The organism is Lysobacter sp. DMC104 (assembly GCF_056313665.1).
On record NZ_JBQUZW010000013.1, the window covers coordinates 96,047 to 107,775 of the forward strand.

The 11,729-nt window shown below is 69.7% G+C and carries 12 protein-coding genes and 1 tRNA gene; 11 read left to right on the forward strand and 2 right to left on the reverse strand.

Going from position 1 to position 11,729, the window contains the following annotated elements:
• The first annotated feature begins 2 nt into the window (after positions 1 to 2).
• The 9 genes from tolQ (at position 3) to ACT53R_RS16345 (ending at position 6,862) form a co-directional block, all read left to right on the forward strand.
• Complete coding sequence (tolQ, locus tag ACT53R_RS16305; RefSeq protein WP_476172994.1) at positions 3 to 782, forward strand: protein TolQ; 780 nt, start codon at positions 3 to 5, stop codon at positions 780 to 782.
• Between the two features lie 65 nt (positions 783 to 847).
• Entirely contained in the window at positions 848 to 1,285 is a 438-nt protein-coding gene (locus tag ACT53R_RS16310) for an ExbD/TolR family protein (protein WP_476172965.1), read from the forward strand.
• A gap of 47 nt (positions 1,286 to 1,332) precedes the next feature.
• Positions 1,333 to 2,259, forward strand: coding sequence for a TonB C-terminal domain-containing protein (locus tag ACT53R_RS16315; RefSeq protein WP_476172966.1), 927 nt, complete (start codon positions 1,333 to 1,335; stop codon positions 2,257 to 2,259).
• A gap of 148 nt (positions 2,260 to 2,407) precedes the next feature.
• The gene (gene tolB / locus ACT53R_RS16320) at positions 2,408 to 3,742 is read left to right on the forward strand and encodes a Tol-Pal system beta propeller repeat protein TolB (RefSeq protein ID WP_476172967.1); all 1,335 of its coding nucleotides are present in this window, start codon (positions 2,408 to 2,410) and stop codon (positions 3,740 to 3,742) included.
• Between the two features lie 69 nt (positions 3,743 to 3,811).
• Positions 3,812 to 4,360, forward strand: coding sequence for a peptidoglycan-associated lipoprotein Pal (gene pal / locus ACT53R_RS16325; RefSeq protein WP_476172968.1), 549 nt, complete (start codon positions 3,812 to 3,814; stop codon positions 4,358 to 4,360).
• A gap of 170 nt (positions 4,361 to 4,530) precedes the next feature.
• A complete protein-coding gene (gene ybgF / locus ACT53R_RS16330; protein ID WP_476172995.1) occupies positions 4,531 to 5,301 on the forward strand; it encodes a tol-pal system protein YbgF in 771 nt (256 codons plus the stop codon).
• Positions 5,302 to 5,336: 35 nt separating this feature from the next.
• Positions 5,337 to 6,017, forward strand: coding sequence for a 7-carboxy-7-deazaguanine synthase QueE (gene queE, locus ACT53R_RS16335; protein ID WP_476172969.1), 681 nt, complete (start codon positions 5,337 to 5,339; stop codon positions 6,015 to 6,017).
• A gap of 13 nt (positions 6,018 to 6,030) precedes the next feature.
• Complete coding sequence (gene queC, locus ACT53R_RS16340) at positions 6,031 to 6,717, forward strand: 7-cyano-7-deazaguanine synthase QueC (protein WP_476172970.1); 687 nt, start codon at positions 6,031 to 6,033, stop codon at positions 6,715 to 6,717.
• 69 nt (positions 6,718 to 6,786) lie between these two features.
• A tRNA-Lys gene (locus ACT53R_RS16345) sits at positions 6,787 to 6,862 on the forward strand.
• A gap of 284 nt (positions 6,863 to 7,146) precedes the next feature.
• Here ACT53R_RS16345 and ACT53R_RS16350 read toward each other — a convergent pair.
• Complete coding sequence (locus ACT53R_RS16350; RefSeq protein WP_476172971.1) at positions 7,147 to 8,370, reverse strand: lipase family protein; 1,224 nt, start codon at positions 8,368 to 8,370, stop codon at positions 7,147 to 7,149.
• A 395-nt stretch (positions 8,371 to 8,765) separates the two neighbouring features.
• Between ACT53R_RS16350 and ACT53R_RS16355 the strand changes: the two genes are divergently transcribed.
• Positions 8,766 to 9,443, forward strand: a complete 678-nt coding sequence (locus ACT53R_RS16355; protein ID WP_476172972.1) for a TetR/AcrR family transcriptional regulator — start codon at positions 8,766 to 8,768, stop codon at positions 9,441 to 9,443.
• Between the two features lie 96 nt (positions 9,444 to 9,539).
• Here the strand turns inward: ACT53R_RS16355 and ACT53R_RS16360 are convergent, their stop codons facing one another.
• Positions 9,540 to 10,709: a PQQ-dependent sugar dehydrogenase gene (locus tag ACT53R_RS16360; protein ID WP_476172996.1), complete on the reverse strand. Its 1,170-nt coding sequence runs from the start codon at positions 10,707 to 10,709 to the stop codon at positions 9,540 to 9,542.
• A gap of 303 nt (positions 10,710 to 11,012) precedes the next feature.
• Between ACT53R_RS16360 and ACT53R_RS16365 the strand changes: the two genes are divergently transcribed.
• Entirely contained in the window at positions 11,013 to 11,675 is a 663-nt protein-coding gene (locus ACT53R_RS16365; protein ID WP_476172973.1) for a tellurite resistance TerB family protein, read from the forward strand.
• Positions 11,676 to 11,729: the final 54 nt, after the last annotated feature.

Consider the following 11,729-nt stretch of genomic DNA (forward strand, 5'->3'; position numbering starts at 1 on the left):
TGCTGTCCGATGTCCTGCTCACTGCCGTCCAGGCCACCGACCTCCAGCCGCTGCCGGCGCAGGCGCTGTCCGCCGCGGTCCCGGCCGCCGGCGCCGCGCCCGAGGCGGGTCTGAACTACCTGAAGCTGATCGTCGAGGCCAGCCTGCCGGTGCAGGCGGTGATGGCGCTGCTGCTGCTGGCGTCGGTGGCGTCGTGGGTCATCATCTTCCGCAAGAAGCGGGTGCTGGATCGCGCGCAGAAGGAAGCCGACGGCTTCGAGGAACGCTTCTGGGCCGGTGGCGACCTCGGTCGGCTCTACGCCGAGGCCGCGGGCCGCAAGCAGCACATCAGCGGGCTGGAAGCGATCTTCGAAGGCGGCCTGCGCGAATTCAACCGCGTGCGCCAGCGCCGCGGCGTCGATGCCCGCAGTCAGCTCGAAGGCGCGCAGCGCGCGATGCGCGCGACCGCCTCGCGCGAGCTCGACGGGCTCGAACACAACCTCGAATTCCTCGCCAACGTCGGCTCGATCAGTCCCTACGTCGGCCTGTTCGGCACGGTGCTGGGCATCCTGATGTCGTTCCACGGCCTCGCCAGCATGAAGGAGGCGACCATCGCCACCGTCGCGCCGGGCATCTCCGAGGCGCTGCTGGCCACGGCGATGGGGCTGTTCGCGGCGATCCCCGCGGTGTGGGCCTACAACCGCTTCGCCACCCGCGTCGAACGGCTGGCGGTGCGCTACGACGCCTTCGCCGAGGAGTTCGCTTCGATCCTCCAGCGCCAGGCGCACATGGACGAGCACTGACCCCGCGGCCCGCCGCGGACCGTTGACCGCATCGTCCCCGTCTCCCGCCTCACCGGACATCGACCATGGCCCTCCAAGCCGCCGGCCGTCGCCGCAAGCGCAAGCTGAAAGCCGAGATCAACGTCGTGCCGTACATCGACGTGATGCTCGTGCTGCTGATCATCTTCATGGTGACCGCGCCGCTGCTGAACCTCGGCACCGACATCCACCTGCCGCAGTCGCGCGCGAAGTCGCTGCAGACGCCGAAGGACCCGGTGGTGGTCAGCATCTACGCCGACGGCGGCTACGCGCTGATGCTCGAGCGCGGCCGCAACCGCAGCGTCGGCGCGAAGGACCTCGTCGCCGAATTGCGCGCGGTGCGCAAACGCAACGACGACATCACCGTGCTGGTCAACGGCGCCAGCGATGCCAGTTACCAGACGGTGATGCGCGGCATCGACCTGATCAAGGACGCCGGCATCGCCAAGGTCAGCCTGGTCAGCCTGCCGGAGGACACCAAGTGATCCTTCGCGCCGGGCAGCCTTTGGCCGCGGGGCAGGGCGGGGCGTAGATGCGCGAACGTCGCGACGACACCGCGCTTGCGGTCGGCTTCTCGCTGCTGCTGCACCTGGTGCCGGTGGCGGTGCTGCTGCTGGCGTCGCTGCTGCCCGGATCGCCGCCATCGTCGGCCGGCGAGCCGGTGAGCGCGGACGTGATCGACCCGAACGCGCTGCCGGCCGACGTCCTCGCCGCACTGCGGACCCGGCCCGCGCCCGATGCTTCGGCCGAGTCGCCGCCGGAGACGACCCCCGAGCCACCGCCGGAGCCGCTGCCCGATGCGCTGGAAGAAACCCCGCCCGAGGCGCAGCCGCTGCCGCAGGAGCAGTTGCCCGACCCGGACCAGGTCGACCAGCAGGAAGTGAAACCCGACGCGACCGCGGCCGACACCGCGCAGCGCGAGCAGGAGGCGAAGCAGCGCCAGGGCCAGGTCGACCTGACCGCCGAGCGCGAGCGCCAGCAGGCCGAGCAGCGCAAGACCGAGATGCAGCGCCAGCGCGAGCAACAGCTCGCCGACATCCAGCGCCAGAAGGAGCAGAACCAGCGCGAGATCGCGCTCGCCCAGCAGCGGTTGGAACAACTGGCCCAGCGCCGCGCCCAGCAGGCTTCGGCCGCGGCCGCCGCCAGCGCGCCGCCCGGCCAGCGCGGCGCCGATCCCAACACCGGCGAGCTGTATCGGCAGGCGCTGATGGAGAAGATCCGTGACAACTGGACCCGCCCGGACAACGTCCCGCCGGGGCAGGCCTGCAAGATCGTGATCCGCCAGATCCCCGGCGGCACCGTGATCGATGCCCAGGTCGACCCGTCCTGCCCGTACGACGAGGCCGGCCGGCGCTCGGTCGAGGCCGCCGTGCTCAAGGCCCAGCCACTGCCGTACCAAGGCTTCGAGAGCGTCTTCAACCGCACGCTGATCCTGAATTTCCGTGCCGAAGACCGCTGATCGCCGCCCGTTCGACGCATCGTGCGGGTCTCCGTGCGGTCTGCCCGAGTCCGTGTCCGTTCATCTTTCTGACCGTTTTCGCGGCCAAGCTGTCCCCTCGGTCGCCTCCCTTCCACGCGTCCGCCTCCCCGAAATGCCGATGACCCGCATGCCGACGTCCCTGCCGAACCGCGCCCTCGTCCTCTGCCTGCTGCTGCTCGCCGCCGTGCTGCCGTGGGCCGCCTTCGCCCAGCAGCGAGGCCTGGAGATCGACATCGTCGGCGGCAACGCGGCCGCCACGCCGATCGCGGTGGTGCCGATGCCATACCAGGGCGCGGGCACGCCGCCGCCGGCCGACATCGCCGAGGTCGTCCGCGCCGATCTCGCCCGCTCCGGCCAGTTCCGGCCGCTGCCGCCGGCGGACCTTGGCTCGCAGCGACCCAGCCGCGGCGCCGACATCGACTTCGCCTACTTCCGCCAGCTCAAGCAGAACGACATCGTCGTCGGCCGCGTGCTGGATGCCGCCGACGGCGGCTACCGCGTCGAGTACGAGCTGTACGACATGGGCGGCAACCGCCTGCTGGCGTTCGCGCTGACCGCGCGCGCCAACGCGATGCGCGACGTCGCCCACCAGATCGCCGATGCCATCTACGAAAAGCTCACCGGCGTACGCGGCGCGTTCTGGACGCGCATCGCGTACATCGTGCAGACCGGCGTGGGCAAGGGCGCGCAGTACGCGCTGATGATCGCCGACGCCGACGGCTACAACCCGCAGACCATCGTGCGCTCGGACAAGCCGCTGCTGTCGCCGGCGTGGAGCCCCGACGGTCGCAAGCTCGCGTACGTCAGTTTCGAGCGCGGCAATTCCTCGATCGTGGTGCAGGACATCGCCACCGGCGCGCGCGAAGTCGTCGCCGGTTTCAAGGGCATCAACAGCGCGCCCAGCTTTTCGCCCGACGGCCGCCGCCTGGCGATGGTGCTGTCCAAGAGCGGCAATCCGGAGATCTACGTGATGGACCTCGGCAGCCGCGCGCTGACCCAGGTCACCAGCCAGTTCGGCATCGACACCGAGCCGGTGTGGAGCGCCGACGGCAGCTCGCTGTATTTCACCTCCGACCGCAGCGGCAAGCCGCAGATCTACCAGGCCCCGGCGGGCGGCGGTTCGGCCAGCCGGGTCACGTTCCAGGGCAGTTACAACGCCCGCGCCACCGTGTCCGCCGACGGCAAGCGTCTGGCCGTGGCACAGGGCAGTGGCAACGTGTACCGTATCGCGATGCTCGACCGCAGCCTGGGGTCGCCGCGCTGGACCATGCTGTCGCCGGGTTCGCTCGACGAATCCCCGAGCTTCGCGCCGAACGCGGCGATGGTGCTGTACGCCGCGCGGGAAGGCGGCCGGGGCGTGCTCTACGCCGTCTCCGCCGATGCCCGCGTCCGCCAGCGCCTCGTCCTCGCCAACGGCGACGTGCGCGAACCGGCCTGGGGCCCGTACCGCCTGCCGCGCTGACGCCGCAACCGATCGCGCCGTCCGCACCTCTTCACCTCCGACCCCTCCCGTGACCACCCGAGACCCTGCATGAACACGACCTCCCGAGTGCTGCTCACCGCGATCCTGTGCGTGACCGCCGCCGCCTGTACGAAGAAGGTGAAGGAAGACCCGAACACCAACGCCACCGTCGGCACCGGCACCAGTCAGTCCTCCGGGACCACGTCCTCCGGGATCGGCAACACCCCCATGGGCCCGCGCAGCGGCGTGTACGGTCCCGAAGACCTCGACACCGACGCCTGCCTGCGTGAACGCGTCGTCTACTTCGATTTCGACCAGGACGCGCTGAAGCCGGAATTCCAGGCGATCGTCGCCTGCCACGCCAAGTACCTCCGCGACCGTCCCAGCGCGCGCATGACGCTCGAAGGCAACGCCGACGAGCGCGGCAGCCGCGAGTACAACATCGGCCTCGGCGAACGCCGCGGCAACGCCGTGTCGTCGTCGGTCCAGGCCAACGGCGGCTCCGGCACGCAGGTCACCGTCGTCAGCTACGGCGAAGAGCGTCCGACCTGCACCGAGTCGACCGAAGAGTGCTGGGGCCGCAACCGTCGCGTCGAGATCGTCTACACCGCGAAGTAAGCCATCGTTCCCTCCGCGGGGCGCCGTCGTGCGCCCCGCGTCGTGTCTGCCGTCCGTCCCGCCGCCGATCAGGTGCTGCCGTCGTGAATGTCCGTCGTTTTCCGCGTTCCCTTGCCTTCGTCGTCCTCGTGCTCGCCCTCGGCGTGTGCCTGCCGGCCTCGGCGCAGCGGATGAGCACGTCGGACCGGCTCACCGCGCTGGAGCAGCAGCTGTCGGCGATGCGTTCGGGCAACCTCGACCTGCTCAACCAGATCGGCGACCTCAAGAGCGAAGTGCAGTCGCTGCGCGGCCAGGTCGAGGAACTGCAGCAGCAGCTCGAACAGCAGAAGCAGGCGTCGAAGACCCAGTACCTCGATCTCGACAGCCGCCTCGCGCGGCTGGAAGGCGGCGATGCCCCGGTGAACGCCGCGCCTACGCCGGCCACGCCGGCAGCGCCCGTGCCCGCGACGCCCGCCAGCGTGCCGCCGGCGACCGCATCGGCCGTGCCCGCGACCTCGCAGGAACCCGCGCCGCGCGTCTACGGTGACTCGGCGGCCTTCACCGGTCGCGCCGAGGACGAACGCGGCGCCTACAACCAGGCGTTCGACGCGCTGAAGGCCGGCCGCTACGCCGATGCCTCGCGCGCGTTCCAGAGCTTCCTCGACGCCTACCCGAACGGCGTGTTCACGCCCAACGCCTTCTACTGGCTGGGCGAGAGCTACTACGTCACCCAGAACTACGCGCTGGCGCTGGAGCAGTTCCAGACGCTGCTCAACCGCTATCCCACCCACGACAAGGCCGCCGGCGCGCTGCTGAAGGTCGGCCTGTGTCAGTACGGCCTGCGCCAGCTCGACGCCGCCCAGGTCACGCTGTCGAAGGTGGTGTCGCGCTATCCCGGCACCGAGGCCGCGCGCAGCGCCGACGACCGCCTCCGCGCGATCCAGCTATCGCGGGTGAAGTGAGGCGGGAGCGCCCACCTGCCCGGTAGAATGGCGGCGTGAACGTCGACACCGCCCCCGCGCCGACCGCTGCCGCGGCGGACCGCCTCAAGATCACCGAGATCTTCCTCTCGCTGCAGGGCGAGGCCCGTGATGCGGGCTGGCCCACCGTGTTTGTCCGCCTGACCGGCTGCCCGCTGCGCTGCGGCTACTGCGACACGGCCTACGCGTTCTTCGGCGGCGAATGGCGCGACATCGACGCCATCGTTGACGAGGTCGCCGGCCACGGCGTCCGCCACGTCTGCGTCACCGGCGGCGAGCCGCTGGCCCAGAAGCGCTGCCTCGACCTGCTGCGCCGGCTTTGCGACGCCGGCCACGTCGTCTCGCTGGAAACCTCCGGCGCGCTCGACATCGCCGACGTCGATCCGCGGGTCTCACGCGTGCTCGACATCAAGACGCCGGGCTCCGGCGAGGTCGCGCGCAACCGCTGGGAGAACCTGCCGCTGCTCACCGCGCACGACCAGATCAAGTTCGTGATCTGCGACCGCGCCGACTACGACTGGGCGCGCGCCGTGCTCGCCGAACATCGCCTAGACGCGCGCTGCGACGTGCTGTTCTCGCCGAGCAAGGACCAGGTCGCCGCGCACGACCTCGCCGACTGGATCGTCGCCGACCGCCTGCCGGTCAAGTTCCAGCTGCAACTGCACAAACTCCTGTGGGGCGATGCCCCCGGCCGTTGAGGAATCGCTTTCGATGAAACCCGCCGTCGTCCTCGTTTCCGGAGGCATGGACTCCGCCGTCGTCCTCGCGATCGCCCGCGAGCAGGGCTTCGCCCCGCATGCGCTGAGCGTGCGCTACGGCCAGCGCCACACCTCCGAACTCGACGCCGCCGCGCGCGTCGCGCAGGCGCTGGGCGCCACCGCGCACAAGACCGTGCACGTCGACCTGCGCAGCCTCGGCGGTTCCGCGCTGACCGACGATGGCATCGACGTGCCCACCGACGCCGACGGCCACGTCATCGGCGCCGGCATCCCGTCGACCTACGTGCCGGCGCGCAACACCATCATGCTGTCGGTCGCGCTGGGCTGGGCCGAAGTGCTGGGCGCCACCGACCTGTTCTGCGGCGTCAATGCCGTCGATTACTCGGGCTACCCCGACTGCCGTCCCGAATTCATCGCCGGCTTCGAGGCGCTGGCCAACCTGGCGACGAAGGCGGGTGTCGAGGGCGCGGCCTTCCGCGTCCACTCCCCGCTGATGCGCATGACCAAGGCCGACATCGTCCGCGAAGGCCTGCGCCTGGGCGTCGACTTCGCCCAGACCGTCTCCTGCTACCAGGCCGACGCCGAAGGCCGCGCCTGCGGCCACTGCGACGCCTGCCGCCTCCGTGCCGACGGCTTCGCCGCCGCCGGCGTCGCCGACCCCACTCGCTACGTCGGCTGACCCACCCCGCGGATTGGGCTAGAATGCGGCCCTCGGCGCAACGCCGAGGCCGGCCTCGCCGGTACCCGTGGGCCGTTAGCTCAGTCGGTAGAGCAGAAGACTTTTAATCTTTTGGTCGAAGGTTCGAATCCTTCACGGCCCACCATCTCCACGCCCGTCACTGCCCTGTCACGCCTGGAAGCGTCCGAGAGATCGGGCATCGAGTGGCGTCGTCCGCAGGGGCAACTTGCGCCCTCCGCCCTCCGCCCTCCGCAGGACTCAGGGGCGGCTCATCGGCGTCGGGGTGCCCTGCGGACACATTCCTGCAGCCGCTCAAGTGGTGACGCCTGTCCATCGACAGGAGATTTCGAACCGCTTCCGGAACGACGTGGCGGACCGAAGTCCGCCACGTCGTTTCGCCGATCTAGGAAAATCAGAAACGGTCGATGCTTACAGCCACAGATTCATCGCGTGGTTGGCGACGGGGTTGAGGATCGACACATAGGCGCCCCAGTAGGTGCAGCCGTTGTTGCTGCCGACGTGCTCCAGTCCGATCGGCACCGTCCACACGGGGTCCAGGTTGCGGCAGAACACTTCGACTTTCGCGCTGCCCAGTGCGGACACCAGCTGTGTGCGCAGGCTCGCGTTGCCGACGCGGGCCGGGTTGTAGGCTTCCAGGTTCGGTGCCTTGCCGCGGATGGTGAACGCATAGGCTTCGGCCATGGCGCCGCCCAGGCTGTGGCCCGTCACGCGGTAGACGTTGTTGCAGGCGACGGCGTCGACCGCGGCCTTGTAGTTGTTGAGCCTGTCGGCGTAGCCGACACCGATCCTCGCGGCATTGCTCGGTTCGCCGGGAACGGCCACCGCCGAGCCGAACTGGTTTTCGATGTTGGTCAGCCAGTCGCCCGCGGTCGAGCTGCCGCGCCACGCGACGACGCAGTCGGTCGTGCCGTTGCTGGTGCTCTTCCAGACCTTCACGACGTCGCGGTTCAACGCCACCGAGTAGAAGCGGGTGCCTTCCTGCCGGCTGCTCGCGGTGGCCTGGTAGGCGTTGTTGGCGAACCATGCGTAGTTGCTGCCCGGGGCGATGGTCTTGGCCATGAACGTATTCGCGAGCAGCGCCTTGCCGGCCGAGGTCTGCGCATAGTCGATGCCCACTTCGACCGCGGCTGCGTCGGGCGCGAGGTCGGTCGCGACGGCACGGCCGTTGTCCCACGAGATGCGCACCGCGACGTTCTGCAGGTTCCGCGTTTTCGCTTCCGGGGCGTACGCGTTGATGAAGGTGTGCAGGCGCGGCACGTTCCACGAGCCGCTTTCCGCCATCACGACCCAGTTCAGGTCGCGGGCGAGATCGAGCACGGCCTTCATCTTCTTCCGGTTCCACTCGACGCTGTCGACGTCGATGTAGACGATGGCGTCGGTGGCGTCCTTCGGCAGCGACGCAAGCGTGTAGCGCTTCGTCTGGCCGTCGAAGATCTCGAAGCCGACGTCGCCCATCGTCCGCGTCAGCGCGATGACCGGCATGCGCTTGCTCTGGATGGCCTGCGTGCCCTGATTCGGTTTGGCAGCGGCGTTGCGTGCCGCGATGACGCCATTGCCGGCCGAAGCGAAGGTGCTTGCCGCGATGCCCGCCGCCAGGAGGCCGAGCTTGATCGAACTGCGTGCTTTCTTCATGACTGTCCTTGATGTCGTGTTGTTGGTCGTGTCCAGTGGCTTCCGGATTGCGGAAGTGCCGAATCAAAGCAGACGGCCAGCGTGGTCGCGAGTCCTGTCATGCCGTCCTCTGATGCACGGCATCGCAAGTTTCATCAGCTTTCTGGTGCGCGACAAGTCGCGTTATGCTCATGTTTCGATGCGCAAATGGACTGCGTCCAAATGCTTGATATCGCTGCGAAAGATTCGGAATTGCGTCGTGCTTTCCGTGGTTCCGCTCAGTTTCTCGTCAGGTCCCGGGCGTCGCCCCCGTCGCCAGCGGCCCCATTCCTGTCGCATCGTGGCCATCGATCGGTTCGCGAGCATGACGGCCGTTGCCGCGATCGCGGGATGTCGGGTGCTCGCGTGGATGTGGCATGAGCGCCTCGAAAGTGGTCCGGCGTCGCCCCAGGCAGGCGAGGTCCCAGGGCACGGTCGATGCCATCTATGCGACGACCGTGCAGATCATCGAGCGCGAGGGCGGCGACAAGCTCACCATGAAGCGCGTCTCCGACGTGTCCGGCTACAGCATCGGCACGCTCTACCAGTATTTTCAGGATCGCGATTCCCTGCTGATGGCCATGGCGATCGCGCATCGTGACAGGCTGATCGAGCGATTGAAGGCGGTGCTGGCCGCATCGCGCGACCAGTCCTGTCGCGTGGCGATGGCGAGCCTCGTCGCGGTGATCGCCGCCGATGCCCGCAGCAGGCGAAAGACGTTTCGGGCCGTGGCCCGCGCCGTGACCCGGAAGGGCATGGCGGCCAGGATGCTCAACGCGGTGCGCGTCGTGGATGAGTGCATCGCACGCGCCCTGACGGAATGGGCGGCAAGCCACGGCATGGCATTGTCTCCGGCGTGCCAGTTCGTGCTGTCGCGGTCGTTGACGTCCGTGTTGTGGTCTGCGGTGATGGAGGATTCCGATCTGCTCGACGCCCCGGACCTGGAAGCGCAGCTTTGCAACATGCTGATGGCGGGGATGCCGCCGGGGCGGGGATTCGGGATCGGTCATGCCGAGCCGGGGACGTGTCCGGCGACTGTCCCGGAGCATGCGTAGCACGCGTTCCCTCGATGTCCGGGCCGTCAGGCTTCTGCCGCCGTCGCGCATCGGGCACCGGGCACCGCGGCGCGATGCTTCCCGGCCGGCGATGCGTTACAGCGGCACCGGCATCAACTTCAGCAGTCGCCCGCCGACGCCGTCCTCCAGCAGCCACAGCGCGCCGTCCGGGCCCTGTTCGACTTCGCGGATGCGCTGGCCCATGGCGTAGCGCTCGGCTTCGCGGGCGGTGGTGCCTTCGAACTGGATGCGGACCAGCGACTGCGAGGCGAGGCCGCCGATGAAGCCGTGGCCGCGGAACCACGGGAACAGGTTGCCGCTGTAGATGACGAAGCCGGCGGGCGCGATGACCGGGTTCCACGAGGCTTCCGGCGCGTTGAGGTCGGGGCGGGTGCTGTGGCGCGGGATCGGGGTGCCGTCGTAGTTGTCGCCGTTGGAGACCAGCGGCCAGCCGTAGTTGCTGCCGCGTTCGATCAGGTTGAGTTCGTCGCCGCCCATCGGGCCCATCTCGTGCGTCCACAGCCGGCCGGCGCTGTCGAAGGCGATGCCGAGCAGGTTGCGGTGGCCGTACGACCAGATCTGCGTGCTCACGCCGCCGCGCGAGGCGAACGGGTTGTCGGTCGGCACGCGGCCGTCGTCGAACAGGCGGATCACCTTGCCGAGATTGGTGTTCAGATCCTGCGCCGGCGAGCCCTGCTGGCGTTCGCCGGAGGTGATCCAGAGCATGCCGTCGGGGCCGAACGCGATGCGGTGGCTGTAGTGGCCGCTGCCGCTGACCTTGGGCGTCTGTCGCCACAGCACTTCCGGCGTGGACAGGCTGCCGCCGGTGCCGCTCAGCGTGAGCGTGGCGCGCGCCACCGCCGCGCCGCGGGTATCGCCGCTGCCGGCTTCGGCATAGCTGAAATACACCAAGTGGTTGGTCGCGTAGTTCGGATGCAGCACCACGTCGCCGAAGCCGCCCTGGCCGCCGTAGGCGACGGTCGGCACGCCGGTGATGGTGCCGGTGGTCTTCGTCGCGGGATCGAACAGCCGCAGTTGCCCGGCCTTTTCAGTGACCAGCAGGCGGCCGTCGGGCAGGAAGGTCATCGCCCACGGTTCGTTGAAGCTGGCGAAAGCCGTCACCGTGAAAGGCGGATTCGGCAGTTGCACCGGAGGGCGGTTGCCGCCGGTACGGTGCGGCTTGAGCGCGGGCGCGGCGGCGGCCGTGCCGGGCGCCGGCGGCGTTTCGCGCTCGCGCGGGGCGAGGTCGCGTTCGCGCGCGGGCATGTGCTTGTCGGCGGCGGTGCGGTCCTGCGACTGCGTGCAGCCGGCGGGCAGGAGCGCGAGACAGAGCAGGGCGAGGGGCAGGGTGCGCATGGCGATGGCCTCGGAACGTGGCGTGAGGGTACGGCCCGCGATCGCGGCCCGCACCCGATGTCCCCCTGCGGCCATGGTGCCGCGCCCGTCCTCGTCCTGCATGAATGCGATGACGCGCCGTCCCGTGCGCACGCCCGGCGGCATGACCTCCGGCCGATGGCGCGTCACGGCGCAGGCGCACAATGCGGCTTTCCCCCGAACCGGAACACGACCATGGACACCCGCGGCTTCCTCGACCAGTTGCTCAAGACCGCGCAGAAGAGCGCGGGCGATCTCGCCGGCAGCGCGGGCATCGGCAGCGGCGCCGACTTCGGCAAGGGCGCACTGGCCGGCGGCGCGCTCGCGCTGCTGCTGGGCAATCGCCGGGCACGGAAGATGGCGACGCTCGGCGGCCTCGCCGCGGTCGGCGCGCTGGCCTACCGTGCCTACGGCGACTGGAAGCGGCAGCAGGACGGCGCGTCGGCCGGTGCCGCGGTCGTCCAGCCGCCGCCGATCGTACCGGCGCTGTCCGCGCCCGAGGCCGAGACCCACAGCCAGGCGCTGCTGAAGGCGCTGATCGCCGCGGCCAAGGCTGACGGCCACGTCGACGAACGCGAGCGCGCGACGATCGAGGGCGAGTTCGTCCGTCTCGATGCCGACGCCGAGACCCGGCAGTGGCTCCTGGCCGAACTGCAGAAGCCGCTGGACCCGGCCGAGGTCGCGGCGGCCGCCTCGTCGCCCGCACTGGCCGCCGAGATGTACGCCGCCAGCGTGATGGTGGTCGACGAACAGAACTTCATGGAGCGCGCCTACCTCGACGAACTCGCGCGCCAGCTCAAGCTCGACGACGGGCTGAAGGCGACGCTGGAGCAGCACGCGCGCAACGCGGCGGGCTGATCGCCCGGGCACCGTTCCGGGCCGCGCGACGGATCGAAGCGCGGCCCCGCAGGC